At 66.4% G+C, this 25,773-nt stretch carries 27 protein-coding genes; 23 read left to right on the top strand and 4 right to left on the bottom strand.

Features of this window, described 5'->3' with window-relative positions; all coding sequences use genetic code 11:
- The first annotated feature begins 23 nt into the window (after positions 1-23).
- From F1C58_RS08365 to pdxT, 3 genes are all read left to right on the top strand, one after another.
- Positions 24-557 carry an HIT domain-containing protein gene (locus tag F1C58_RS08365; protein ID WP_255461369.1) on the top strand — a complete coding sequence of 178 codons (534 nt, stop codon included), beginning with the start codon at positions 24-26 and terminating at the stop codon, positions 555-557.
- A 152-nt stretch (positions 558-709) separates the two neighbouring features.
- Positions 710-1,549 (top strand): pyridoxal 5'-phosphate synthase lyase subunit PdxS, encoded by an 840-nt coding sequence (gene pdxS / locus F1C58_RS08360; protein ID WP_370543709.1) that lies wholly within the window; start codon positions 710-712, stop codon positions 1,547-1,549.
- On the top strand, positions 1,539-2,141 hold the full coding sequence (pdxT, locus tag F1C58_RS08355) for a pyridoxal 5'-phosphate synthase glutaminase subunit PdxT (protein ID WP_185200693.1): 603 nt from the start codon (positions 1,539-1,541) through the stop codon (positions 2,139-2,141). Before pdxS ends, pdxT begins: the two co-directional genes overlap by 11 nt.
- A gap of 98 nt (positions 2,142-2,239) precedes the next feature.
- Here pdxT and F1C58_RS08350 read toward each other — a convergent pair whose 3' ends face one another.
- Positions 2,240-2,512, bottom strand: a complete 273-nt coding sequence (locus F1C58_RS08350) for a DUF2277 domain-containing protein (protein ID WP_185200692.1) — start codon at positions 2,510-2,512, stop codon at positions 2,240-2,242.
- Between the two features lie 78 nt (positions 2,513-2,590).
- Between F1C58_RS08350 and F1C58_RS08345 the strand changes: the two genes are divergently transcribed.
- The 9 genes from F1C58_RS08345 (at position 2,591) to F1C58_RS08305 (ending at position 11,727) form a co-directional block, all read left to right on the top strand.
- Positions 2,591-3,352, top strand: coding sequence for a YebC/PmpR family DNA-binding transcriptional regulator (locus F1C58_RS08345; protein WP_185200691.1), 762 nt, complete (start codon positions 2,591-2,593; stop codon positions 3,350-3,352).
- A gap of 7 nt (positions 3,353-3,359) precedes the next feature.
- Positions 3,360-3,962 carry a crossover junction endodeoxyribonuclease RuvC gene (ruvC, locus tag F1C58_RS08340; protein WP_255461030.1) on the top strand — a complete coding sequence of 201 codons (603 nt, stop codon included), beginning with the start codon at positions 3,360-3,362 and terminating at the stop codon, positions 3,960-3,962.
- Entirely contained in the window at positions 3,959-4,573 is a 615-nt protein-coding gene (ruvA, locus tag F1C58_RS08335) for a Holliday junction branch migration protein RuvA (RefSeq protein WP_185200689.1), read from the top strand. The genes ruvC and ruvA overlap by 4 nt, the downstream gene beginning before the upstream one ends.
- Positions 4,570-5,601: a Holliday junction branch migration DNA helicase RuvB gene (gene ruvB, locus F1C58_RS08330; protein ID WP_185200688.1), complete on the top strand. Its 1,032-nt coding sequence runs from the start codon at positions 4,570-4,572 to the stop codon at positions 5,599-5,601. Before ruvA ends, ruvB begins: the two co-directional genes overlap by 4 nt.
- Positions 5,602-5,673: 72 nt before the next feature.
- Positions 5,674-6,090, top strand: a complete 417-nt coding sequence (gene yajC / locus F1C58_RS08325) for a preprotein translocase subunit YajC (RefSeq protein WP_185200687.1) — start codon at positions 5,674-5,676, stop codon at positions 6,088-6,090.
- Positions 6,091-6,187: 97 nt separating this feature from the next.
- Positions 6,188-7,975 (top strand): protein translocase subunit SecD, encoded by a 1,788-nt coding sequence (gene secD / locus F1C58_RS08320; RefSeq protein ID WP_185200686.1) that lies wholly within the window; start codon positions 6,188-6,190, stop codon positions 7,973-7,975.
- Positions 7,975-8,985: a protein translocase subunit SecF gene (secF, locus tag F1C58_RS08315; RefSeq protein ID WP_185200685.1), complete on the top strand. Its 1,011-nt coding sequence runs from the start codon at positions 7,975-7,977 to the stop codon at positions 8,983-8,985. Before secD ends, secF begins: the two co-directional genes overlap by 1 nt.
- Positions 8,986-9,009: 24 nt before the next feature.
- On the top strand, positions 9,010-9,345 hold the full coding sequence (locus F1C58_RS08310) for a rhodanese-like domain-containing protein (protein ID WP_185200684.1): 336 nt from the start codon (positions 9,010-9,012) through the stop codon (positions 9,343-9,345).
- Positions 9,346-9,435: 90 nt separating this feature from the next.
- On the top strand, positions 9,436-11,727 hold the full coding sequence (locus F1C58_RS08305; protein WP_185200683.1) for a bifunctional (p)ppGpp synthetase/guanosine-3',5'-bis(diphosphate) 3'-pyrophosphohydrolase: 2,292 nt from the start codon (positions 9,436-9,438) through the stop codon (positions 11,725-11,727).
- Here the strand turns inward: F1C58_RS08305 and F1C58_RS08300 are convergent.
- From F1C58_RS08300 to F1C58_RS08290, 3 genes are all read right to left on the bottom strand, one after another.
- Complete coding sequence (locus tag F1C58_RS08300) at positions 11,714-12,337, bottom strand: hypothetical protein (RefSeq protein WP_185200682.1); 624 nt, start codon at positions 12,335-12,337, stop codon at positions 11,714-11,716. The genes F1C58_RS08305 and F1C58_RS08300 overlap by 14 nt on opposite strands.
- 70 nt (positions 12,338-12,407) lie before the next feature.
- Positions 12,408-13,637: a DUF349 domain-containing protein gene (locus F1C58_RS08295; RefSeq protein ID WP_185200681.1), complete on the bottom strand. Its 1,230-nt coding sequence runs from the start codon at positions 13,635-13,637 to the stop codon at positions 12,408-12,410.
- Positions 13,638-13,687: 50 nt separating this feature from the next.
- Positions 13,688-14,488, bottom strand: a complete 801-nt coding sequence (locus tag F1C58_RS08290) for a peptidylprolyl isomerase (protein WP_185200680.1) — start codon at positions 14,486-14,488, stop codon at positions 13,688-13,690.
- Positions 14,489-14,605: 117 nt separating this feature from the next.
- Between F1C58_RS08290 and F1C58_RS08285 the strand changes: the two genes are divergently transcribed.
- The 11 genes from F1C58_RS08285 to aroB all read left to right on the top strand — a co-directional run bounded on the left by F1C58_RS08285 (position 14,606) and on the right by aroB (position 25,651).
- Positions 14,606-15,940: a replication-associated recombination protein A gene (locus tag F1C58_RS08285; RefSeq protein WP_185200679.1), complete on the top strand. Its 1,335-nt coding sequence runs from the start codon at positions 14,606-14,608 to the stop codon at positions 15,938-15,940.
- Positions 15,941-16,112: 172 nt separating this feature from the next.
- Entirely contained in the window at positions 16,113-16,742 is a 630-nt protein-coding gene (gene rpsD, locus F1C58_RS08280) for a 30S ribosomal protein S4 (RefSeq protein ID WP_185200678.1), read from the top strand.
- A gap of 106 nt (positions 16,743-16,848) precedes the next feature.
- Positions 16,849-17,214 (top strand): DUF948 domain-containing protein, encoded by a 366-nt coding sequence (locus F1C58_RS08275; RefSeq protein WP_185200677.1) that lies wholly within the window; start codon positions 16,849-16,851, stop codon positions 17,212-17,214.
- Positions 17,215-17,272: 58 nt separating this feature from the next.
- The gene (locus F1C58_RS08270) at positions 17,273-17,494 is read left to right on the top strand and encodes a hypothetical protein (RefSeq protein WP_185200676.1); all 222 of its coding nucleotides are present in this window, start codon (positions 17,273-17,275) and stop codon (positions 17,492-17,494) included.
- 60 nt (positions 17,495-17,554) lie between these two features.
- Complete coding sequence (gene alaS / locus F1C58_RS08265) at positions 17,555-20,209, top strand: alanine--tRNA ligase (protein ID WP_185200675.1); 2,655 nt, start codon at positions 17,555-17,557, stop codon at positions 20,207-20,209.
- A gap of 2 nt (positions 20,210-20,211) precedes the next feature.
- The gene (ruvX, locus tag F1C58_RS08260; protein ID WP_185200674.1) at positions 20,212-20,673 is read left to right on the top strand and encodes a Holliday junction resolvase RuvX; all 462 of its coding nucleotides are present in this window, start codon (positions 20,212-20,214) and stop codon (positions 20,671-20,673) included.
- A 2-nt stretch (positions 20,674-20,675) separates the two neighbouring features.
- Positions 20,676-21,953, top strand: a complete 1,278-nt coding sequence (gene mltG, locus F1C58_RS08255; protein ID WP_255461028.1) for an endolytic transglycosylase MltG — start codon at positions 20,676-20,678, stop codon at positions 21,951-21,953.
- Positions 21,950-22,786: a shikimate dehydrogenase gene (locus F1C58_RS08250; RefSeq protein ID WP_255461027.1), complete on the top strand. Its 837-nt coding sequence runs from the start codon at positions 21,950-21,952 to the stop codon at positions 22,784-22,786. Before mltG ends, F1C58_RS08250 begins: the two co-directional genes overlap by 4 nt.
- 35 nt (positions 22,787-22,821) lie before the next feature.
- Positions 22,822-24,036 (top strand): chorismate synthase, encoded by a 1,215-nt coding sequence (gene aroC, locus F1C58_RS08245; protein WP_185200672.1) that lies wholly within the window; start codon positions 22,822-22,824, stop codon positions 24,034-24,036.
- Positions 24,033-24,581: a shikimate kinase gene (locus F1C58_RS08240; protein ID WP_255461026.1), complete on the top strand. Its 549-nt coding sequence runs from the start codon at positions 24,033-24,035 to the stop codon at positions 24,579-24,581. The genes aroC and F1C58_RS08240 overlap by 4 nt, the downstream gene beginning before the upstream one ends.
- Positions 24,578-25,651: a 3-dehydroquinate synthase gene (gene aroB / locus F1C58_RS08235; RefSeq protein ID WP_185200671.1), complete on the top strand. Its 1,074-nt coding sequence runs from the start codon at positions 24,578-24,580 to the stop codon at positions 25,649-25,651. The genes F1C58_RS08240 and aroB overlap by 4 nt, the downstream gene beginning before the upstream one ends.
- Positions 25,652-25,773: the final 122 nt, after the last annotated feature.

The raw sequence follows: 25,773 nt of genomic DNA, 5'->3' as shown, positions 1-25,773 counted from the left end.
ACGGCCCCGACGAGTTCGCGGGCATCGAGATCGAGTCTGCAGAGGATTTCGCGGCGGTTCCGGATGCGTTCCAGCGACTGTGGACCCCTCACCGACTCGTCTACATCAAGGCTGGTCCGCAACCGCACAAAGACGAGTGCCCGTTCTGCATCGCGCCGTCGATGAGCGACGAGAAGGCCCTCATCGTGGCGCGCGGGAAGACCTGCTTCGTGCTTCTCAACCTCTTCCCGTACAACGCCGGTCACCTCTTGGTGTGCCCGTACCGGCACGTCGCCAGCTACGACGAGGCGACGCAGGAAGAGGTCACCGAGATGGCGGCTCTCACCCAGACCGCGATGCGGGTGTTGCGCGCCACCGCCGACTGCGACGGCTTCAACATCGGGATGAATCAGGGCGGCATCGCCGGAGCGGGCATCGCCGAACACCTCCACCAGCACATCGTGCCCCGGTGGGCGCAGGATTCGAACTTCTTCCCGATCATCGCCGGCACCAAAGCCATGCCCCGGCTTCTCGGCGATGTGCGTGCCGAGGTCGCCGCGGCCTGGCCGCGCCCGTAACCCACGGCAACGCTCAGTATCCCCGGCTTAGAATGGGGTCGCTTCGCGGCACCTGCGGAGCATCAGAGAGGCGAGAAGTGACCGACATCACCACCAGCAGCAGCAGCACCGAAAACCTTGGCTCGAGCCGCGTGAAGCGCGGGCTCGCCGAGATGCTCAAGGGAGGCGTCATCATGGATGTCGTCACCGCCGAGCAGGCACGTATCGCAGAAGACGCCGGGGCCGTCGCGGTCATGGCACTCGAGCGCGTTCCCGCGGACATCCGCTCCCAGGGGGGAGTCGCCCGCATGAGCGATCCCGACCTCATCGACTCGATCATCGCCGAGGTCTCGATCCCCGTCATGGCGAAGGCCCGCATCGGCCACTTCGTCGAGGCGCAGATCCTGCAGACCCTCAATGTTGACTACATCGACGAGTCCGAAGTGCTGTCGCCCGCGGACTACGTGAACCACATCGACAAGTGGCCGTTCACCGTTCCCTTCGTCTGTGGCGCAACGAACCTCGGTGAGGCGCTTCGTCGCATCAACGAGGGCGCTGCGATGATCCGCTCGAAGGGCGAGGCCGGCACCGGTGACGTCTCCGAGGCGACGAAGCACATCCGCACCATCACCGCTGAGATCCGCGCCCTCGCGGCGAAGACCCACGACGAGCTCTACGTCGCGGCCAAGGAGCTTCAGGCGCCCTACGAGCTGGTGCTGGAGATCGCCCGCACCGGCAAGCTGCCGGTCGTCCTGTTCACCGCCGGTGGCGTCGCCACCCCCGCGGATGCCGCGATGATGATGCAGCTGGGCGCCGATGGCGTCTTCGTGGGATCCGGCGTCTTCAAGTCGGGCAACCCCGAAGCCCGTGCCGCCGCCATCGTGAAGGCGACCACCTTCTTCGACGACCCCTCGGTCGTGGCTGCCGCATCGCGAGGCCTCGGTGAAGCGATGGTGGGAATCAACGTGTCCGACCTTCCTGCACCGCACCGCCTCGCCGAACGTGGCTGGTAGCGCGGCCCCGATAGTCGGAGTCCTCGCACTCCAGGGCGATTTCCGCGAACACATCGCGGTGCTCCAATCGCTCGGAGCGGATGCTCGTGCGGTCCGCCGTCCGGAAGAGCTCGCCCAGGTGGGCGGCCTCGTGATCCCGGGCGGCGAGTCGAGCGTGATGGACAAGCTGTCGCGCATGTTCGGACTCGCGGATCCCCTCAAGGACGCCATCCGTGAGGGGCTGCCGGTCTACGGAACCTGCGCAGGACTGATCATGCTCGCGGACCGGGTGCTCGACGCGATCACCGGTCAGCAGAGTCTCGGCGGTTTCGATATCTCCGTGCGACGGAACGCCTTCGGATCGCAACGCGACTCCTTCGAGACGGATCTGTCGATCCCCGTCCTCGGCGATCCGCCCGTGCACGCGGTCTTCATTCGCGCGCCGGTGGTCGAGCAGGTGGGGGAGTCGGTCGTCGCACTGGCGACTCTCGAGGACGGTCGCGTGGTGGCTGTCGAGCAGGGCAACCTGCTCGGAACCTCCTTCCACCCCGAGATGACGGGCGACACCCGCTTCCATGAGTACTTCCTCGACCGGGTGCGCGGAGTGCGCTAGGGCCGGTTCCCGGTGTCCTCGACGGCCCGGTGTGATGCTTGCAGTACCGCCGGTCACGGGGCAGGCGGCGGCCTCGCTGCCAGCGGATCGGCCCGGGCTCAGGCGGTCGCGAACCTTTTCGCGTTGCGTTCGCGGGCCTTCGCGGCCTCGACATCGCGATCCTTCGGCGGCGCGGTGGCGACCAGGTCTTCGAGCAGGTGCTGCGTGATGTGGGCGATCTCGTGCACCGCACGGTCGAAGGCTTCCTGGTTGACCTTCGCCGGCTTGGTCGAGCCGCTGATCTTGCGCACGTATTGCAGCGCCGCAGCCTGAACTTCTTCGTCATTGGCGGCAGGCTCGAAATTGTGGAGAGTGTGGATGTTTCGGCACATGCAGCGAGGCTAAGCGCGTCGCGCATCCGGATCAAGAGTGTCAAGGCCCGCATCCCGGCGCTGGATAGAATGTTCAGCATGTCAGGCCACTCCAAATGGGCAACCACCAAGCACCAGAAGGCGATCAAAGACTCTCGCCGTGCCAAGTCGTTCGCCAAACTCATCAAGAACATCGAAGTCGCTGCCAAGCTCGGAGGTGCTGACCTCGCCGGAAACCCGACGCTCGTCGACGCCATCCAGAAGGCGAAGAAGACCTCCGTACCGAACTCGAACATCGACTCGGCGGTCAAGCGCGGATCTGGCCAGCTCGGCGAGGCCGTCGACTACCAGACCATCATGTACGAGGGCTATGCGGCGGGCGGCGTCGCCTTGCTGATCGAGTGCCTCACCGACAACAAGAACCGCGCAGCCGCGGACGTGCGCACCGTGATGACCCGCAACGGCGGCACCATGGGTGACCCGGGCAGCGTCGCCTACAACTTCAGTCGCAAGGGCGTCGTCTCCGTCACCAAGACGGATGCCGTGAGCGAAGACGACATCCTGGCCGCCGTGCTCGACGCCGGTGCCGAGGAGGTCAACGACCGTGGGGCCGGGTTCGAGATCATCACCGAACCGCACGACATGGTCGCCGCGCGCACCGCGCTGCAGGATGCCGGAATCGAATACGACTCCGCCGACGTCGAGTTCGTGCCCGGGGTGACGATCGAGGTGGACGCGGAGACGGCGCGCAAGATCTACCGCCTCATCGACGCCCTGGACGACAACGACGACGTGCAGAACGTCTACGGCAACTTCGATGTGCCGGCCGACGTGCAGGCCGAGCTCGACGAAGAGGAGTAACTCCCCGGTGGTCGCACCCCAGGGCGCCACCGTCCGAGTGCTCGGCATCGACCCGGGGCTCACCCGGTGCGGTGTCGGCATAGTCGATGTCACCCCGACCCGTCGGGCGACCCTCGTCGACGTCGTCGTGATCCGGAGCGGCACGGAGTTGCCACTCGAACAGCGCCTGTTGCTCGTCGGCGACGAGATCGAACGCCTGCTCGACCTGCACCGGCCGCAGGCCGTGGCGATCGAACGGGTCTTCGCCCAACAGAACCTCAGCACGGTGATGGGTGTCGCCCAGATCAGCGGGGTGGCGCTGCATCTCGCGGCCAAGCGCGGACTCGCGGTGGGCCTCCACACGCCGTCGGAGGTGAAGTCCGCCATCACGGGCTACGGTTCGGCCGACAAGAAGCAGGTCGCGACCATGGTGGCGAAGGTTCTGGGATTGGATGAGCTGCCGAAGCCCGCCGATGCCGCTGACGCGCTCGCGATCGCGATCTGCCATGCCTGGAAGCGTGGCGCGACTGTTGCCGCTCCCGGCGGATCACTCACCAAGGCCCAGGAGACATGGCTCGCCGCGGAGCGCTCCGCTTCGAAGTCGGCCCCCAAACGTAGGCTGAGATCATGATCTCCTCGGTGCGCGGCACAGTGCTCGGCGTCACCGGAACCACGGCGGTCATCGAGGTCGGAGGGGTCGGTCTCGCAGTCACCGTGACTCCCCAGCACGCCCTCAGCCTGCGGGTCGGCACCGAGGCGCTGGTGCGCACCGCTCTCATCGTGCGCGAGGACGATCTCTCCCTGTTCGGTTTCGTGGACTCGGACGAACTCGCGGTCTTCGACCTCCTTCGTGGTGTCACGGGCGTGGGACCGAAGTCTGCAATGGGGGTGCTCGCCGTGCTCAGCCCGGGCCAGGTGGCCTCCGCCGTCGCGACGGAGGATGATTCCGCGTTCCGCAAGGTCTCCGGGATCGGCCCGAAGACGGCGAAGCTCATCGTGCTCTCCCTGGCCGGCAAGATGCAGATCGCCTCGTCGCCTGCCGCGAAGACGGCCCCGTCCGCGGCATCCGTCGGCGACAGCGTGCTCGTCGCTCTCGTCGGCCTCGGCTGGTCGGAGAAGATCGCCGCTCAGGCGGTCGATGACGCCCTGGCCGGGGCATCCGCCGCCGAATCCTCGTCGGTCGCGACGCTGCTGCGACTCGCGCTCACTCAGCTCGGCCCGCAGAAGGTGGGAACCCGATGACGGACGACCCCTCCGTCGCGATTGTGAGGCCGACCCTCGAGTCGGATGCCGAGCTCGCCTTCGAGGGAGCGCTGCGCCCCCGCACCCTCGCCGAGTTCGTCGGCCAGGCCAAGGTGCGGGCACAGCTGCAGTTGCTGCTGCAGGCGGCGACCCTACAGAATCGCACCCCGGACCACATCCTTCTCGCCGGTCCACCCGGCCTCGGCAAGACGACTCTGGCCATGATCGTCGCCGAAGAGAGCGGCCGCCCCCTGCGCATGTCGAGCGGACCGGCCATCCAACACGCCGGAGACCTGGCCGCCGTGCTCTCCTCGCTCGTGCCGGGGGAGATCCTCTTCATCGACGAGATCCACCGCATGGCGCGCTCCGCGGAGGAGATGCTCTACCTCGCGATGGAAGACTTCCGCATCGACATCATGGTGGGAAAGGGGGCGGGAGCGACCTCCATCCCGCTCGACCTCGCGCCCTTCACTCTGGTCGGCGCGACGACGCGTTCGGGCATGCTGCCCAACCCTCTGCGAGACCGGTTCGGATTCACGGCGCACCTCGAGTTCTACTCGGAGCCGGAGCTGGAGCAGGTGCTCACCCGAGCGGCACGGCTACTCGACCTGCGGATGGACCGGGAAGCCCTCGCCGAGATCGCCGGGCGCTGTCGGGGCACCCCGAGGATCGCGAACCGGCTGTTGCGGCGGGTGCGGGACTATTCGCTGGTGCACGGAACGACCGGCCTCGACGCGGTGCATGCTGCCCTCGAGCTCTACGACGTGGACGCCCTCGGACTCGATCGTCTCGACCGGGCGGTGATGGAGATCATCCTCAACCGGTTCGACGGTGGCCCGGTGGGCCTCAACACCCTCGCCGTCTCGGTGGGGGAGGAGGCGGAGACGATCGAATCGGTGGTCGAACCGTTCCTCGTGCGCATCGGACTGATCACGCGCACGCCCCGCGGCAGGGTGGCGACGAAGCAGGCGTGGGCGCACTTCGGCATCCCCCGCGTCGAGTCGGCGCTGTTCGGCGATGACCTATAATCGGAAGCTGGTCACAGTGCGCAGGGTTAGACTCCCCGTGTTCTCAACACGCCCCTGAAAGGCTCTTTTCCCATGGATCCCACACTCATTCTCATCGCTGTCGCGCTCGCGGTGTTCGTCTTCTTCCAGTTCCGCACCTCTCGTAAGCGTGCGAAGGAGACCGCCGCCCGCCAGGCCGCGATCGCGCCCGGCGTCGAGATCATGACGAATTACGGCCTCTACGGCACCATCCTGTCTATCGACGAAGACACCAACATGGCGCTCATCGAGACGACCCCCGGCACGGTGCTGAAGATCCATCGCCAGACGATCCTCAAAGCCGTAGAAGACGAGACCCCCGAGGCGTCCGAGAGCGACGCCGCCGCAGACTCGGTCCAACTGAACGAAGACAGCGCCATCGTCATGGGAGACCCCGAGTTCGGTGAGCGCGTCGAGCCGGAGGCAACGGAGCCCGCACGCAAGGCAGCACCCAAGAAGAGCGACGACTAACCACTAACCTGATGTGTGCTCGCGCATGACCTGTGCGCGAGCCTCCTGTGTGCCCGGTCGTTGATCCGGGTCGCGCGCGTAGAAAGCTGAGTCTCCCGTGGCAAGAACGACCCCGGTCAAGAAGGCCCTGCGGTCGCTGACCTGGCTGCTGATCATCGTTGCGGGGCTCGCGGGCCTCAACGGCTACGCCGCCATCTTCGCGGGAGGCTCCTGGCTTCCGAAACTGGCCCTCGACCTCGAGGGCGGCACGCAGATCATTCTTACGCCCCAGGTGGCTAACGGGGCTGCGAACCCCACGACCGAGCAGCTCGATCAGGCCGTGTCGATCATCCGTCAGCGTATCGACGCGAGCGGGGTGTCAGAGGCGGAGATCAACACGCAGGGTTCGTCCAACGTCGTGGTGTCCCTTCCGGGCACCCCTGACCAGGCCACCATCAACCGGATCGAATCCTCGGCAAAACTCGAATTTCGCGCCGTGCTGGTCTCGGATGCCGCGGCGACGAGTGCTGTCGGCACCCCGACGCCCTCCCCGAGCCCTAGTGCCTCGGAACCGCCGCTGCAGTCGACGCCGACCGCGAGCCCGACGAACGGTAGCGACCTGTCGTATGTGACGCCGGCTCTGCAGAAGCAGTTCGACGACTTCACCTGCGACAAAGTCGAGGCGGCCAAGACCAACGTCGCCCCCGCCGACAAGCCGCTCATCACCTGCGATGTCGCGCAGGCCGGTCGCCAACAGTCGAAGTACATCCTCGGTCCGGTCGAGGTCGCCGGAGAGACGATCTCCGATGCGACCAACGGTCTCAACTCGAACAGCCAGGGAATCAGCACCGGCCAGTGGGCCGTCAACATCATCTTCAACGGCAAGGGCACCGACGAGTTCGCAAAGGTGACGACACGATTGAACGCGCTCACCGGAGTGCGCAACCAGTTCGCCATCGTGCTCGACGGTCGCGTGATCTCGGCGCCGACGACCAACGCGGTGATCAGTAACGGCAAGCCGCAGATCACCGGATCCTTCACTCAGGAGTCGTCCAAGACCCTGGCCGACCAGCTCAAGTTCGGCGCACTGCCCATCGGCTTCAAGGTGCAGAGCAACGACAGCATCTCGGCCACCCTCGGTACCAGTCAGCTGCGAAGCGGACTGCTGGCCGGCCTCATCGGTCTCGTGCTCGTCGTGCTCTACTCGTTGCTGCAGTACCGCACCCTCGGCCTGGTGACCGTCGCGTCTCTCGTCGTCGCCGCGACCATCACCTTCCTCATCGTCGACCTTCTGTCCTGGCGGCAGGGGTATCGACTGTCGCTCGCCGGTGTCGCGGGTCTCATCGTGGCGATCGGTATCACCGCAGACTCCTTCATCGTCTACTTCGAGCGAATACGCGACGAGTTGCGAGACGGCCGTGCGCTCGAGTCGGCGGTGGAGGCGGGCTGGAAGCGCGCCATCCGCACGATCATCGCGTCGGACACCGTCAACTTTCTCGCCGCAGCGATCCTGTTCATCCTCGCGGTCGGTAACGTAAAGGGCTTCGCATTGACGCTGGGTCTCACGACTCTCGTCGACCTGGTGGTTGTCGCCCTCTTCACCCACCCGATCCTGCAGTTGATCTCCCGGCGCAAGTACTTCAGCGAGGGCCACCGGTTCAGCGGGCTCGACCCGCGCGCGCTCGGCGCGGTCTACCGCGGACGCGCGACCTTCCGCGAGCCGACCGCGGTGACCGCCACCAAGCGGGCCTCGGTCAGCAAAGAGGCGCAGAAGCGCCAGACCATCGCCGAACGCAAAGCCGCGGAGCTCGAGGCGACGAAGCACGGCGCCAAGAAGCCCGCTTCGACTGCGAAGAAGGCCGCGTCAAGCACTTCCTCTACGAAAACCGACGGGAAGGATTCCTGATGGCCAGCTTCTCGCAGTTCGGAAACGACCTCTACACGGGCAAGCGCTCGTACGACATCATCGGCAAGCGCAAGATCTGGTACGGTATCTCCGCGCTCCTGATCCTGATCGTGATCGTCGTGCCGATCATCCGGGGCGGATTCCTCTTCGGCATCGAGTTCCTCGGCGGATCCCAGTTCCAGATCGCCAGCTCCGCGGGCCTCGACTCGACGAGGGCACAGACCCTCGCCCAGGACACCGTGCTCGCGGTCGAGCCGGGCTCCAACCCGCGGGTGACTCTCGTCGGCACCGATAACTCGGTGCGGGTGCAGACCGACCAGCTCACCAGCTCGCAGAGCGTCGCTATCCAGCAGGCCCTCGCGAAGGCCTACAAGATCAAGGATTCCGAGGTGACGACCTCCTTCATCGGGGCCACCTGGGGTCAGGACATCACGAAGCAGGCCCTCACCGGCTTGATCGTCTTCGTGATTCTCGCGGCGATCGTCATGGCACTCTATTTCCGCACGTGGAAGATGTCCGTCGCGGCCATCACCGCGCTCCTGCACGACCTGGTGATCGTCGCCGGCGTCTACGGCGTGTTCCATATCGAGGTCACCCCCGCCGCGGTGATCGGATTCCTCACCATCCTCGGCTATTCGCTCTACGACACTGTCGTGGTCTTCGACAAGATCCGGGAGAACACGGGCGAGGATGGCGCGGAGTCGCGCCGCACCTTCGCGGAGTCCGTCAACCTCGCGGTCAACCAGACTCTCGTGCGGTCGATCAACACCTCGGTTGTCGCGATCCTCCCGGTCGGCTCGATCCTCTTCATCGGCGCGTTCGTGCTCGGTGCCGGCACCCTCAAGGACATCTCTCTCGCCCTCTTCATCGGAATCATCGTCGGCACCTACTCGACGATCTTCATCGCCGCGCCGCTGTACGCCCAGTTGCGCAGCGGTGAGGATGCCATCAAGAAGCGCGACAAGCGCACCCTCACGGTGCGTGAAGCCAGCATCGCCGCCGTCAAGTAGCCGAACCCCGCGAAAGGGAAGACCATGGCCGTACCTTCAGTCACCGCGAACGAAGCGATCACGTTGAGCGAAGGCGGCACCTGGCTGCTCGACGTGCGCGAGCAGGAGGAGTGGGACCGTGGCCACGCGCCATCCGCCCACCTGGTGCCCCTGTCGGAACTCGGAGCGCGCCTAGCCGAGGTGCCCACCGACCAGCAGGTGCTCGTCGTCTGCCTCTCCGGTGGGCGGTCGCAGCGCGCGGCAACCGCGCTGGCCCAGTCCGGCGTGGATGCGGTGAACGTCTCCGGCGGGATGCTCGCGTGGTCCGCCGCCGCTGGACCCCTGGTCTCAGAGGGAACGGATGCCGCTCGCGTCGAATGACCCCGCCGCACAGCCGGAGCATCGTGCCGTGAGCGAACCTGCGAAGGGCACCATCCGCGCGGTGATAGTTTTGCAGCAGGAGGAACGCTGATGGTTGATACGACGACATCCGATCCCTCTGCGCCTCCCACCCCGGGCTCGAACGGTCCGGCGACCGGCTCGTTGCGCACACTCCTGCCGCGCATCTTCTCCAAGGCCCAGCCCACCGGGGCCGTCGACCGCCTGATCAAGACAGCGCGGATGCATCATCCGAAGGCCGACGTCAGCATCATCGAGCGCGCCTACGTCACCGCCGAGCGCGCCCACCGCGGTCAGAAGCGACGCAGCGGCGAGCCGTACATCACGCATCCGGTCGCGGTCGCGCAGATTCTGGCCGACCTCGGCATCGGGCCCAAGACTCTTGCGGCCGCCCTGTTGCACGACACCGTGGAAGACACCGACTATTCCCTCGACCTGCTGCGGCGCGATTTCGGCGACGAGATCGCGATGCTGGTGGATGGGGTCACCAAGCTCGACAAGCTCAAATACGGCGACAGCGCCCAGGCCGAGACCGTGCGCAAGATGGTCGTGGCGATGTCCAAGGACATCCGCGTTCTCGTGATCAAGCTCGCCGACCGGCTGCACAATGCCCGCACCTGGGGTTTCGTGCCGGCCGAGTCCGCCACCCGCAAGGCCCAGGAAACCCTCGAGATCTATGCCCCCCTCGCGCACCGGCTGGGCATCCAGACCATCAAGTGGGAGCTGGAGGACCTCTCCTTCGCGGTGCTCTATCCGAAGCTGTATATCGAGATCGAGAACCTGGTCAAACAGCGCACTCCCCAGCGTGAAGAGTTCGTGCAACAGGTGATCGACTCGGTCAAAGACGACCTCAAGGCCTCGAAGATCAAGGGAAAGGTCGTCGGTCGGCCCAAGCAGTACTACTCGATCTACCAGAAGATGATCGTGCGTGGCCGCGAGTTCGACGAGATCTATGACCTGGTCGGCATCCGGGTGCTCGTGGGATCCGTTCGCGACTGCTACGCGGTGCTGGGGTCTATCCACGCGCGGTGGAACCCCATTCCCGGTCGCTTCAAGGACTACATCGCGACCCCCAAGTTCAACCTGTACCAATCGCTTCACACCACAGTGATCGGTCCTAAGGGTCGTGCGGTGGAGATCCAGATCCGCACCGACGAGATGCACCAGCGTGCTGAGTTCGGTGTCGCGGCGCACTGGAAGTACAAGGAACGCGTCAACGGCAAGGGCTCGACGAGCGAGACGAGCGACGACGGCGACATGGCGTGGCTGGCCCACATCACGGACTGGCAGGCAGAGACCGCCGACCCCAACGAGTTCCTCGACTCCTTGCGCTTCGAGATCGGCGCGAAGGAGGTCTACGTCTTCACCCCGCAGGGGAAGGTGATCGGCCTCCCGGCGGGTGCCACCCCGGTCGACTTCGCCTATGCGGTGCACACCGAGGTCGGTCACCGCACGATGGGCTCGAAGGTCAACGGTCGGCTGGTGCCCCTCGAGAGCACGCTCAACTCCGGTGACGTCGTCGAGATCTTCACCTCGAAGAGCCCGGATGCCGGACCCAGCCAGGGCTGGCTGAACTTCGTCAAGAGTCCCCGCGCGCGGAACAAGATCAAGCAGTGGTTCACCAAGGAACGGCGCGACGAGGCGATCGAGCAGGGCAAGGATGCCATCGCGCGCGCCATGCGCAAGCAGAATCTGCCGCTCCAGAAGCTGATGAACCAGGACTCGTTCAATGAGGTCGCGGCCCAGATGCGTTATGAAGACATCTCCGCCCTTTACGCGGCCGTGGGGGAGGGACACGTCTCCACCCAGTCGGTGATCGAGAAGGTGCTCGGCACGCTGCATACCGAGGCGGAGACCGAAGACGCCGAGATCCCGTTCCCCACCAAGGGACGCAGCAAGCAGTTGCGCAACAGCGACTCGGGCGTGCTCGTGCGCGGAGCCCCCGACATCCTCGTTAAGCTCGCGAAGTGCTGCACGCCGGTGCCGGGCGACGACATCGTCGGGTTCGTCACCCGGGGATCCGGTGTCTCGGTGCACAAGACCGACTGCCACAATGTCGCCTCTCTCCTCAACGAGCCAGAGCGCATGGTGGACGTGGAGTGGGCGCCGACGTCGTCGAGCATCTTCCTCGTGCAGATCCAGGTCGAGGCGCTCGACCGTGCCGGACTCCTCTCGGACGTGACCCGGGTGCTCTCCGAGAGTCATGTCAACATCCTGTCGGCATCAGTATCGACCTCCAGTGATCGTCTCGCCCTCAGCCGCTTCGTCTTCGAGATGGGTGACACGACGCATCTGGATGCCGTGCTCAATGCCGTCCGGCGCATCGACGCGGTTTACGACGTCTACCGGGTCAACGGGGGCTGAGCCCGCTCAGTACCGCTGGATGCAGGGGTTGGCGGACCGAGTCGATCCGTCGCACGGCCTCGCGGATCCTCTCGACGGCGAGGGTCTTGTGGGGCAGATTTCGGCGTCGGTCGAGAACGGCTCGGCATTCCTCGAGGCCGAAGCGACCGCTCCGCATCAGCGAGCAGATGATATCCAGTTCCTCGTCATCGAAACGGAGGCTGTTGCGGGCGAGGTCGACGACAGTGCGCACCGGCGTGGTCACCGCCAGTCCCGCGATGCGATCGAGATCCTCGTCGTCGATCACCACCTCCCGAACACTCAGCGCAACCAGAGTCGCCGGCCGAACCCGGGCGCTGATGTCCGCGCAGAGTTGGTGCCGGGTCGGCAATCCGGCCGCCCCGTAGATCCAGGCGGCGCTGCGCTGCTCCGCGATGAGTCGTGGCGGCAGGGTCAGGAACAGCGCTTTGGCGCGCAGCAGGCGTGACTCGATCTCGTCGATGGGGCTGAAGCACTGGTCGACGCGATAGAGCTCACCATCCAGCCTGGCCGCGTGGAGCTCTGCTTGAGGGAGATCCGAGTGGAAGAGCACTGACGGCAGGCGCATGCCAGCCATCGTTGCGGAGGCCATCGGAGCTCATCGGGCGCGCAACCCGATCTGTGGACAGTCGCCACCCGGCGGTGACCCCGGGGGAGGAGCGCTAGCCGATCGCCTTCAGCCAGGCCTTACGCGCCTCCAGGGCCTCCTCGGCGTCCGCGACCTTCTTGGCGTCGCCGCCCGCTTTCGCCTCGGCGAGTTCGGCCTCCAGCTTGGCGATGGCATCCTGCAGCTGCCCGGCGAGCCCTTCGGCGCGCGCGATGCGTTCGGGATTGCTCTTCTGCCAGTGGTCTTCATCGAGCTTGCGCACCGCGGTCTCGACCTTGCGCAAGCGATCCTCGATCGGCTTCACCTTGTCGCGCGGCACCTTGCCGATGGCATCCCAGCGACGCTGGATGGACAGGAGCGCGTCTTTCGCCTTGACCCGGTCGGTCTCGGTCGCGAGCGGCTCGGCCTCGGTGAGGAGGGCGAGCTTCAGCTCGAGATTGGCGCTGAATTCCTCGTTGTCCTTGGCATCGATCTCGGACTTCGCCGAGTACAGCGCATCTCCGGCGGCTTTGAAGCGCAGCCACAGGGCGTCGTCGAACTTCTTTCCGGCGCGGCCCGCTGCCTTCCAGTCGTCCAGAAGCGAACGGTAGACCGGGATGCCATCGAGGCCCTTGGGGATGAGGGCCTCCGCCTTCTCGGCGAGCTCCTGCTTCTTGTTGCGGGCGTCCTTGTGCACGGAATCGAGTTCGGCGAAGAAGGCCTTGCGGTGCGTCTCGATGATGGTGCGGGCGGCGCGGAATCGCTTCCAGAGCTCGTTGCTCTCGTTCTTGGGCAGGCGGGGACCGTCTGCCTGGTGCTTCTGCCAGCGCGCGAAGATGTCGTCGAGCGTGGCGCTGACCTGCTTCCACTGGGCCTTGGCCGGATCCTGCGCCGCGAGCTTCTCGGCTTCGACGACGAGCGCCTCCCGCTCGGCCAGAGCCGCCTCGGTGGCCGCCTTGGTCTCGGCGGTCTGCTTCTCAGTGAGTTCGCTGACGGCTCCGTCGAGCGCATCGAGCCGCTTCGTGAGAGAGGGCAGGTCGCCGACGGCATTCGCCGACGCGACAGTGGTCTTGAGCGCAGAGATGGTCTTGGCGACATCCGACGCCGCCGTGCCGCGCTTGATGCGCTGTTCGAGCAACGTCACCTGGCCCGCCAATTCGACGTATTTGCGCTGGAAGTAGCCGAGAGCCTCTTCTGCCGTGCCGTCGGGGTACTGCCCGACGGCGCGTTCGCCTTCGCCCTCGCGCACGAAGACGGTGCCCGTCTCGTCAACGCGGCCCCATGGAGCCTGTTCGTCTGTCGCCAAAAGTCTCACCTTTGCTTGTCGGCCATGCTGTGGAATGGCCGACCACCAGCCTATTGCACGGTCAGTTGCGTGATCTTCGTCGGAACGACGGGAGCACCATCTATAGTGCCGCTCGCAGAGGGGGTGACGCCGGCATCGGCGATGCCGCTCACGAACTCGGGGAGTCCGCTCGTGACCTTGCCGAAGATGGTGTAGCCCCCGGTGGTGGAGGGCAGATTCGTGTCGGCATAGGTGATGAAGAACTGGCTGCTCTGCGAGTAGGCGGAGTCCCCTCGGGCCATTGCAATGGTTCCCGCGGGATAGACGCCGTCCGTGGGCACATTCTCTAGTGGCCCGAAGCTGAAGCCCACATCGCCGGCGCCCTTGCCATCGACCGAACCGCACTGGATGAGTTTGAACGAATCGCCATTGGTGAGGCGGTGGCAGGTTGCGCCGGTCGTCGTATAGAAGTTCTTCTTCGCAAGGTCGATGAAGACAGAGGTGGCCTGGGGGGCGTTCGCGCCGTCGAGCGAGATCCCCAGCTTCGCGTCATTGAGGGTGAGTTCGCCCGTCCAGGTGCGGTTCTCCGCGATCGTCTTGGCCGGAACATCGCCCACGTTCTTTCCCGCTGCCGGGCTGCTCGACGGTGACGGGGAGGCGCTCGGCGTGGGCATCCCAGGGCCGGCGGTGAAGTAGAAGACCTGGGTGAGGGTGGCGAGGGCTGCAATCACGACGACGCCGACGATGGCGATGATGTTGTCACGCCGGCGCCGGGAGACCTGGAGGTTGTGCACGGACTGCCGGGCGTTGTAGCGGCGGAGACGTTCGCGAGCCTCGCGCGCGTCCCGCTCGGCGTTCTTGCTTGCTGACACGGCTGGTCCTTCGAGCTCGGTGCCGCGTCCACGGCAGGGAATGTCCTCCTGCACTGTAGCCGACGCGTACCCGGCCCCGAACGATCGGGGTCGGCGGCGCGAACTACCATTGCCTTCATGGTGGATGCCCGGATCGGACTGCGCGCCGGCGCGACCCCTCTCGCCGTGCGGATGCGTCCGCGCAGCCTCGACGAAGTGGCGGGCCAGCGCCATCTGCTCACGCCGGGCTCGCCTCTCGTCAGCCTCGCGTCGGACAAGACGGGGGAGCAGGGCGCGACCTCGGTGATCCTCTGGGGGCCGCCCGGCACGGGGAAGACGACCCTCGCCCAGGCCATCGCCCACTCGTCCGGCCGCAAGTTCGTGGAGCTCTCTGCCGTCAACGCGGGCGTGAAGGATGTGCGCGAGGTCATGGAACAGGCCATGTCGTCACGCGACCTGTACGGCGTCTCCACGGTCCTCTTCCTCGATGAGATCCACCGTTTCACCAAGGCTCAACAGGATGCCCTGCTTCCGGGCGTGGAAAACGGATGGGTCATCCTGGTGGCGGCCACGACCGAGAACCCCTCCTTCTCGGTGATCTCACCGCTCCTGTCGCGTTCCCTTCTGCTGACCCTCGAGGTATTGAGCGACGAAGACCTCTCCACCCTCGTCGACCGCGCCGTGGTGGATCCGCGGGGGCTCGCCGACAAGGTCGTGCTCGAGGACGACGCACGAGCGCTCATCATCCGCCTCGCGTCCGGTGACGCGCGTCGCGCCCTCACGGCGCTCGAGGCCGCGGCGCTGTCGGCTTCGTCGACCACAGAGGACGACGAGAAGCCGGTCGTGACGGCTGACATCGTGGCGATGGCCGTCGACCGGGCGCTGCTGCGGTACGACCGCAATGGCGACGAGCACTACGACGTGATCAGCGCGTTCATCAAATCGATCCGGGGCTCCGACGTGGATGCCGCCCTGCACTATCTCGCCCGAATGATCGAAGCCGGGGAAGATCCGCGTTTCATCTCGCGCCGGGTGATGATCAGCGCCGCGGAAGACATCGGGATCGCCGACCCGCAGGCCCTCCTCATCGCGGTGGCGGCCGCCGACGCTGTGCAGTACGTCGGTATGCCCGAGGGGCGGATCCCCCTCGCCGAAGCCGTCGTCTATCTCGCGACCGCGCCCAAGTCCAATGCGTCCTACATGGCTCTGGATGCGGCGATCGCCGACGTGCGCGCCGGCAAGATCGGTCGCGTGCCTAAACACCTGCGGGATGCGCACTATGCCGGAGCAAAGAAGCTCGGGCACGGCAAGGGCTACAAATACTCCCACGACTCCGAATTGGGGGTCGTACAGCAGCAGTACCTGCCGGACGAATTGCGTAACACCCGCTATTACACCCCTACCGACCATGGCAATGAGCGCGACGTGAAGGCGCGGCTGGAGAAGCTGCGGCGGATCATCCGCGGGGAGTGACGGGACCACCGATTACTCTGCGCTACTCGGCCGGCGGGTGTTCTGTTAGGATGCTCTGTGGCCCTGGGGAGATTTCTCGGGCCGACCCCTCTTCCCAATCTGTCCGCGCTCACGCACGGGCCTCATCGGCGCAGTTCCGCATCGATGGGGCGAAGAGAATCGAAAGGAATCCGTGTCTACCCAGTCACGTACCCGTAGCAAGACGCGCCTGTCGCGTGCGTTGGGCATCCCGCTCACGCCGAAGGCCGCCAAATACCTCGAGAAGCGTCCGTACCCTCCGGGGGAGCACGGCCGCACCAAGCGCAAGACCGACAGCGACTACGCCGTTCGTCTTCGCGAGAAGCAGCGTCTGCGTGCCCAGTACGGCATCCGCGAGGCTCAGCTCAAGATCCAGTTCGAAGAAGCTCGTCGCGCCGCAGGCCTGACCGGTGAGAACCTGGTCGAGCAGCTCGAGATGCGTCTCGACGCCCTCATCGTGCGTGCCGCCATCGCGCGCACCACGGCCCAGGCGCGCCAGATGATCGTTCACCGTCACATCCTGGTCGACGGCCAGCGTGTCGACCGTCCGTCGTTCCGCGTCAAGCCGGGACAGCTCATCCACGTGCACGCCAAGAGCGAGGGCATGGAGCCGTTCCAGGTCGCCGCCGCCGGCGGTCACGTCGACGTGCTTCCGAAGACGCCGCCGTACCTCGAGGTCGAGATCGACAAGCTGCAGGCCCGCCTCGTGCGTCGCCCGAAGCGCGCCGAGGTTCCCGTGACCTGTGAAGTGCAGCTCGTCGTGGAGTACTACGCGGCTCGCTAGTCTCGATACGGGCGCTGAGCGCCCGACTCGACCACCGGTATTGTGGGAGCGGATCATCTTCGGATGGTCCGCTCCTCCTTCGTTAAACAACTGATTGGTGCACCCTATGAGCGGTGGCGATATCGCCGGACTGATCGCCGCGGGAGTCTTCGCGGTACTCGTCGGCATCATGGCAATTCCCCTGGTGAAGCTCGGGCGAGTCTTCGACGAGGCTGGTACGGCCATCCGTGATCTCGGAACCAACGTGACGCCGATTCTCGAAGAGGCCACGACGACGATCTCCGAGACCAACAAGCAACTTGCCAGGGTCGACACCATCACCAAGGGTGTCGCGGAAGCCACCGGCAACATCACCTCACTCATCGCGCTGACGGCGGCGACGGTCGGCGGCCCCCTCATCAAGCTCGCAGGATTCTCGGCAGCCGTGAAGGTCGCGCTCGGTGCGCTGAAGCCGAAATCGCGCTCGAAGTAAACTCGGTCTGATCCACTCGCAGCGCCCGAAGCATCCGCAATTCATCTAGGGAGCACCCATGAAGAACATCCTCTGGCTCATCGTCGGCGTCGGGCTGGGATTCGTCGCCGCCCACCAGATCAACAGGACCCCCGAGGGAAAGCGGTTATTCCAAGACGTCGACAGCCGCGCTCACGAATTCTCGAACGCCGTCGTCGATGGCTACAAGGAACGCGAAGCAGAGCTGCGCGCGGCCGTCGGCGAAGCCGGCGACGCGCTCTCCGATTTCACCGCTCGCTGAACACGATCCCTCTCACCACCCTCGGCGGCCCGGACGGGCACGCCCTGACTTCAGGACACCATGCAAACCGCTGACATCCGGGGCCGTTGGCTCGACTTCTTCGCCGAGCGTGGCCACACCGTTGTCCCCTCCGCCTCCCTCGTCAGTGACGATCCGACGCTGCTGTTCACGGTGGCCGGGATGGTGCCGTTCGTGCCGTACCTCACCGGACTGGTGCCCGCTCCGTATCCGCGCGCCACGAGTGTGCAGAAGTGCATCCGCACCCTCGACATCGAGGAAGTGGGCAAGACGCCACGGCACGGCACCTTCTTCCAGATGAACGGCAACTTCTCCTTCGGCGACTACTTCAAGGAGCAGGCGATCACGTACGCCTGGGACCTCCTGACCAGCTCCGAAGCGGATGGTGGCTACGGTTTCCAGGAGAAAGATCTCTGGGTCACGGTCTATAAAGACGACGACGAGGCCTTCGACCTCTGGAAGAAGATCGCCGGCCTCCCGGAGGAGCGCATCCAGCGGCTCGACATGGACACCAACTACTGGTCGACCGGCCAGCCCGGACCGGCCGGGCCGTGCTCCGAGATCTTCTTCGACCGCGGCCCCGCCTACGGCATCGACGGAGGGCCGGCGACGGATGACGACCGCTACGTCGAGATCTGGAACCTGGTCTTCATGCAGTACCTGCGCGGACCAGGCTCCGGCAAGAACTTCGAGATCCTCGGCGACCTGCCGAAGAAGAACATTGACACCGGCATGGGCCTCGAACGCGTCGCCTTCCTCAAGCAGGGCGTCGAGAACATGTACGAGATCGACCAGGTGCGTCCCGTCCTCGATCTCGCCGCGACCCTGTCCGGGCGTCGCTACGGTGCGGTGCACGACGACGACGTTCGCATGCGTATCGTCGCCGACCATGTGCGGTCCGCACTCATGCTCATGTCCGACGGCATCACCCCGTCGAACGAGGGGCGCGGGTACATCCTTCGCCGGCTTCTGCGCCGTACCGTGCGGTCGATGCGGCTTCTCGGCGTGGATGCTCCGACCTTCACCGAGCTCTTCTCCGCCTCGAAGGATGCGATGAAGGCGGCCTACCCGGAGGTCGAGACCGACTACGACCGCATCCGCAACCTCGCGACGGCGGAGGAAGAGACCTTCCTGCGCACGCTGGCGAGCGGCACGAGCATCCTCGACCTCGCGGTGACGAAGACGCAGGGGGCCGGATCGAAGCAGCTCGCCGGTGACACCGCGTTCCTGTTGCACGACACCTTCGGCTTTCCCATCGACCTCACCCTCGAGATGGCGGAGGAGGCGGGCCTCAGCGTCGACCGCGACGCCTTCGACGCGTTGATGCTCGAGCAGCGCACCATGGCGAAGGCGGACGCCAAAGCCAAGAAGACGCTGCTCGCCGACCTCTCCGTGTACAGCGCGTTCCGGGCGCAGGGCGAGACCGTCTTCACCGGCTACGACCACCTCGACACGGACAGCACCGTCCTCGGCCTCATCGTCGACGGAGTGTCGGTGCCGAAAGCCGTGGCCGGGGACATCGCCGAGGTGATCCTCGCGGAGACCTCGCTCTACCCGGAATCCGGTGGCCAGGAAGCGGATGCCGGAAGCATCGTCGGCACCGGTTTCGATCTGGAAGTGCTCGATGTGCAGCGTCCGGTCAAGGGACTGGTCAGTCACCGCGTGCAGGTGCGCAGCGGCGAGGTCGGAGTGGGAGAGGCGGCGACGAGCGTCGTCGATCGCGACTACCGACGCGGCGCGACCCAGGCGCACTCCGCGACCCATCTCATCCACGCCGCACTGCGGGAGGTGCTGGGCCCGGATGCCCACCAGGCCGGTTCCGACAACCGCGCCGGATACATGCGTCTCGACTTCAACTGGAGCAAACCGCTCTCGCTCGAGACTCGCACCGAGATCGAAGACATCGCCAACAACGCTGTGCGGCAGAACCTCGATGTGACCACCCGGATCCTGCCCCTCGACGAAGCGCGTGCGCTCGGAGCGATGGCCCTGTTCGGCGAGAAGTACGGCGAGGAGGTGCGGGTCGTCGAGATCGGTGGTCCGTGGTCACTCGAGTTGTGCGCCGGAACCCACGTGGCTCGCAGCGCGGAGATCGGCCTCATCAACGTGATCAGCGAAGCATCCGTCGGGTCGAGCAATCGCCGCATCGAGTCCCTGGTCGGTCGCGAGGCATTCCGTGATCTCGCAACCGAGCGCGCGATTGTCAACGAACTGACATCCACCCTCAAGACACCGCGCGACCAAGTGTCGACACGGATCTCTGAGTTGCTCGCGAGCCTGAAGAGCGCGGAGAAGCGCATCGCAGAGTTCGAGCAGGCGGCGCTCACCGAGCGTGTGCCCGCCCTGCTCGCCACGGCGAGCCGGGTCGGTGCCGTTACCGCCGTGATCACGAACGTCGGCGCCCTCGCGTCGTCCGATGACCTCCGTCTGCTGGTCACCACCGTGCGCAGTAGGCTCGGAAACGACGCTGCGGTCGTTGCCCTCGCGGCAGATGTCGCGGGCAAGCCCGCGGTGATCGTCGGGACGAACGAGGCCGCACGCGGCCTCGGGGCGAAGGCCGGCGCGCTGGCGAAGACCGCCGCGGGCATTCTCGGCGGCGGCGGCGGCGGCAAGGACGATCTGGCCCAGGGCGGCGGTTCGAATCTCGCCGAGATCGCGACCGCACTCGACGCCATCGCGGCCGGACTCCCGAGGTAGCGGTGCGAACGGGCGTGCGCCTCGGCATCGATGTGGGGAAGGTGCGCATCGGCGTGGCATCGAGCGACTCGCACGGCATGCTCGCCACCCCGGTGCGAACGGTGCCGCGCGGCGACGGTGACATCGCAGCCATCATGATCGAGGCGAGCGAACGATCCGTGGTGGAGATCGTGATCGGGTTGCCCCTCGCGCTCTCGGGCGGCGACTCGGCTTCGACGCAGGATGCCCGTGACTTCGCCCGGCGTGTGGCAGAGGCCAGCGACATCCCGGTGCGCATGGTCGACGAGCGACTCTCCACGGTGTCGGCGACGCGCGCGCTGCAGGCATCCGGGCGAAACTCCCGCAAATCACGGCCCGTGATCGACCAGGTGGCCGCCGTGATAATTTTGCAACATGCCCTCGACGCCGAGCGCACCGGCGGACGTCTGCCGGGTGCGGTCGTCGTCCCGCACGAAGGACGTTAATCGTGGCCGATGAGCCAAGCTGGGACGAGATCTTCTCGTCGCAACCCCCGCCGACCGGGGCACAGATTCCCCCCGCCGCTCCCCGGAGCCGTCGGGAAGCCCGCGAACAGGCAGCCCCGCGAGGCCGTGCCACGCGGGAACCCGCTTCGCGCCGCGATCGCTCCTCACGGCAGGAGCGAGTCGACGAGTACGGCCTGGCGCCGCGCAAGAAGCCCCGTCGCAGCCTCGCCTGGCTCTGGGTCCTGCTCTCGATCGTGGTGGTGCTCGGGGTCGTGTCGACGGCCGTCTGGGTGAACTTCCAGCCGCAAATCCAGAAGGTGCTCGGGATCGAACCGCCCATCGACTACACCGGTGGAGGCACCGGCAAGGTGGTTGTGACGATCGAGAATGGACAGATCGGCGGGGATGTCGCGAAGACTCTCGCATCGAAGGGTGTCACGAAGACATCCACAGCGTTCTACAAACTGCTGCTCGTGCAGCAGCCCCCGGTGACCTTCATCCCGGGCAGCTATCAGCTGAAGAGCCACATGAGTGCAAAGGCTGCTCTGGCTGCGCTCGTGGACCCGGCGAACAAGGTCTCCACCCGGGTGTCCTTTCCCGAGGGCGTCACGGTGAAGGGCGTCATCGCACGACTCGCGAACCTCAGCGAGAGCACCGGGGTCAGCCAGGCGCAGCTGGAGGCCGCTGCCGCGGACTACAAGTCCTTCGGGCTTCCTGCCGAGGCGCCGAGCCTCGAGGGCTACCTCTTTCCGGCGACCTACATCCTCGAACCCGGCCAAACGGCGCACCAGATCCTGCAGGTCTTCGTCACGGAGATGTTCAAGCGACTGGATGCCGCAGGGGTGGCCCCAGCCGACCGACACCGCGTGCTCACCCTCGCGGCGCTCACCCAGAAGGAGGGCGGACCCGCGGCCGACTTCCCGAAGGTGGCCCAGGTGTGGGACAACCGCATCGCCAAGGGGATGAACCTGCAATCGGACGCGACCGTGGCCTACGGGGCCGGGTCATCCAGCATCGAGACCACCCCGGCGCAGCGCGCCGACAAGAGCAATCCCTACAACACCTACGCCAATCCCGGATTGCCGGTCGGCCCGATCTCCAACCCCGGCGATCAGGCGATCGACGCGACCCTGCACCCCACCCAGGGAAGCTGGTTGTACTTCGTGGTGGTCAACTGCTCCACCGGGGAGACTGCTTTCTCCGACACCTTCGCCCAGCACCAGGCCGCGAACGCGCAACTCGGCGCCTGGTTGAAGGCGAATCCGGGGGGCTGCGATTGACGAGACTCGCGGTGCTGGGCTCTCCGATCTCGCACTCCCGGTCGCCGGCCCTGCATCGGGCCGCGTACGAGGTGCTCGGGGTCGACTGGGAGTATGACGCCATCGAGGTGACCTCTGCCGGGCTCTCCGCCTTCATGGCGGGCTGCGGGCCCGACTGGCGCGGGCTGTCCCTGACCATGCCGCTCAAGCGCGACGTGATGCCCCTGCTCGCCGAAGCCGACAGTTTCGCCGAACTCACCGGGGGAGCGAACACCGTGCTGTTTCGCGAGGGCGCGCGCCAGCCGTCCCTCCACGGATTCAACACCGACGTCTTCGGCATCGTCGAGGCTTTCCGGGATGCCGGTGTCGAGCGCCTCACCAGCGTGCGGATGCTCGGCGCCGGAGCGACCGCGGCATCCGCTCTCGCCGCAGTGGCCCAGCTCGGCGCGAGACGCGTCGTCGTCTCCGCCCGCTCTGCACCGAAGCTCCTCGCGCTGTTCGACCTCGGTGAGGAGCTCGGCGTCGATGTCCACGCCGCGCGTGCGGACGGTGTCGACGACGGCATCCGGCCGGATGCCGTGATCAGCACCCTGCCCGGCGGCGCGGATCACGACTATCGCTTCGACAGCTCCGTGCGGGCATCCTCCGTGCTCTTCGACGTGGCGTACGACCCGTGGCCCTCGCCTCTCGCGGCGAGCTGGCTCGAGGCCGGCGGACGGGTGATCCCCGGCATCGAGATGCTCGTCAACCAGGCACTGCTGCAGGTGCGCATCTTCGTCGGAGGGCGCCCCGACCACATCCTGCCCCACGAGGCTGCGGTGCTCGCGGCGATGCGCGAGGCAGTCGGCCTCTGACCGGGACGAGGCCGCGCCTGTGGGAGGATTCTCCTATGCTTCGATGGTTGACCGCAGGGGAATCGCACGGTCCCGAATTGATCGCGATCCTCGAGGGCCTTCCGGCGGGAGTGCCGGTCTCGATGGCGGCGATCCAGGAGGATCTGCACCGGCGCACGCTCGGCTATGGCCGGGGGGCCCGCCAGAAGTTCGAACAGGATGCGCTCACCATCAGTGGTGGCATCCGCTTCGGACTCTCGATGGGCAGCCCTGTCGCCCTGCGGATCGGCAACACCGAATGGCCGCGCTGGGTCGACGTGATGAGCGCGGAGCCGGTGGACCTCGATTCCCTTCCCAAGGGACGTGGGGCGCCGCTCACGCGCCCGAGGCCCGGACACGCCGACCTGGTCGGCATGCAGAAATACGGTTTCGACGAATCGCGGAACGTGCTCGAACGGGCGAGTGCACGCGAGACCGCGGCACGGGTCGCCCTCGGTGCGGTTGCCCGGTCGTTCCTCGGCGAGCTGGGGATCCGACTCGTCTCCCACACCCTCTCCATCGGCTCGATACGCGTTCCGGAGGGCGCAGCGCTTCCCGGATTCGCGGATGTAGCGGCTCTGGACGCGGATCCGCTGCGCTGCTTCGACGCGGAGACCTCCGCGCGGATGGTGGCTGAGGTCGATGCCGCGCACGAAGACGGCGACACTCTCGGCGGCGTCGTGGAGGTGCTGGCATACGGCCTGCCCCCGGGCCTCGGTTCCTACACGCACTGGGATCGTCGCCTCGATTCGCAGCTGGCGGCCGCTCTCATGGGAATCCAGGCGATCAAGGGCGTCGAACTGGGCGACGGCTTCCTCACGGCTGCGCGACGCGGCTCAGAGGCGCATGACGAGCTATTCCAGACGGCGGACGGCATCAGTCGCTCCACCGACCGGGCCGGCGGCACCGAGGGGGGCATGAGCACAGGAACGGTGTTGCGGGTCCGCGCGGCCATGAAGCCGATCTCGACGGTGCCGCATGCTCTGCGAACCGTCGACATCGCCACCTCGGCAGCGGGGGAGGCCCACCATCAGCGTTCGGATGTCTGCGCGGTCCCGGCCGCCGGCGTCGTCGCCGAGGCGATGGTCGCGCTGGTGCTCGCCAACGCTGTGCTCGAGAAGTTCGGCGGCGACTCCGTCATCGAGACCAAACGCAACAGGGACGGTTATCTGGCGGCGATCCCGGCCAACCTCTCGACGACTCCGGAGTCGAACCTCCTCCTCGGCTCGTGATCAACCGGACTCCCGAACCGGGGCGGCCCTATCTCGTGCTGATCGGACCGCCAGCCGCGGGAAAGACCCGGCTCGGAAAGCGGATCGCGCGCATCCTCGGGGCGCCGTTCATCGACACCGACCGGCGCATCGTGGCCGGTCACGGCCCGATCGCACAGATCTTCAGCGAGCAGGGCGAAAAGCACTACCGTGCCCTCGAGCGCGCCGAGGTGATGAAGGCCCTCGGCGAACGCGCAGTGGTCGCGCTCGGTGGCGGCGCGATCATCGACCCGGCGACCCAGCGCGATCTGCTCGCCCACCGGGTGGCGCTCATCACGGTGAGTCCGGATGCGGTCGCGGCGCGCATCCTCGGCACCGGTCGCCCCCTGATCAGCGGGATCGACACCTGGTCTGAGCTCGTCGCGTCCCGGCGTGAAATCTACGAGCGACTCGCCACCCGCACCTGGGACACCTCGGATCGCCCGATCGACCACATCGCGGCCGAGATCGCCGCCTGGATCTCCGAGGAGACCCCCACCGACGACGCAGAAGAGAAGGCACCATGAGCTCCACCATCATCACCGTCCCGGGGAACGACTCCTATGAGGTCACCGTCGGCCGTGACATCCTCTCCACCCTCCCCGCCCTGATCGGTGCAGACGCGCGGAAGGTGCTGATCGTGCATCCGGCCACCCTCGGTGCTCGGGCCGAGCGCCTGCGCGAGACGCTGAGCGCGGACTTCGAGGTGCTCCTCGCCGAGATCCCGGATGCCGAGACCGGTAAGCGCGTGGAGGTCGCCGCCTTCTGCTGGCAGGTGATGGGCCAGTCCGACTTCACCCGTACCGACGTCGTGATCGGGTTCGGCGGGGGAGCGGTCACCGACCTCGCGGGTTTCGTCGCCGCGACCTGGCTGCGCGGCATCCGCCTGATCAATGTGCCGACGACGCTGCTGGGGATGGTGGATGCCTCGATCGGAGGCAAGACCGGCATCAACACCAACGAGGGCAAGAACCTCGTTGGCGCGTTCCACGCTCCGGCCGGAGTCGTCGTCGACCTTGACACCCTCGAGGGGCTCAGCCAGATGGAGATCCTAGCCGGGTTCGGCGAGGTGGTGAAATGCGGCTTCATCGGTGAGCCGGAGATCCTCGACATCATCGAACGGAACGTGGCTGTCGCCACGAACTCCGCCTCCGATGAGTTCCGTCGCATGGTCGAGCTGTCGATCGGGCTCAAGGCGCGAGTCGTGGGGCAGGACTTCAAGGAGAACGGGCTGCGCGAGATCCTCAACTACGGCCATACCCTCGGGCACGCGGTCGAGTATGCGGAGCGGTTCCAGTGGCGCCACGGTGCGGCGGTCGCCATCGGCATGGTCTACGCCGCCGAGCTCGCGCGGCTCACCGGACGACTGCCGGATGCCGTGGTCGACCGGCACCGCAGCATCCTCACGTCGCTGCAGCTGCCGATCTCGTATCCGGCGGGACGCTGGCAGACGCTGCTCGCGGTGATGAAGCGCGACAAGAAGGCCCGCGGCTCACTGTTGCGGTTCATCGTGCTCGATGATGTCGCCAAACCGACGGTGCTCACGGGGCCGGACGAGAGCCTGCTCTTCGCCGCCTACCAGGAGATCGGCTCGTAGCCAGAGCGGCTCTTACCCGAACCGGTCAGTATCCAAACCGGCTCGTGGCCCGGCGCGCCCCGGCTGCGTGGTCACGCGCCTGACGAGCGAGTACGCACACTGTGGGCCGGCACGCCCGCCCG

Origin of the sequence: Glaciihabitans sp. INWT7, assembly GCF_014217685.1 — a bacterium.
Lineage (GTDB): Bacteria > Actinomycetota > Actinomycetes > Actinomycetales > Microbacteriaceae > Lacisediminihabitans.
The sequence above is the reverse complement of the archived record's forward strand: the minus strand, read 5'-3'. Positions and strand labels throughout refer to the sequence as shown.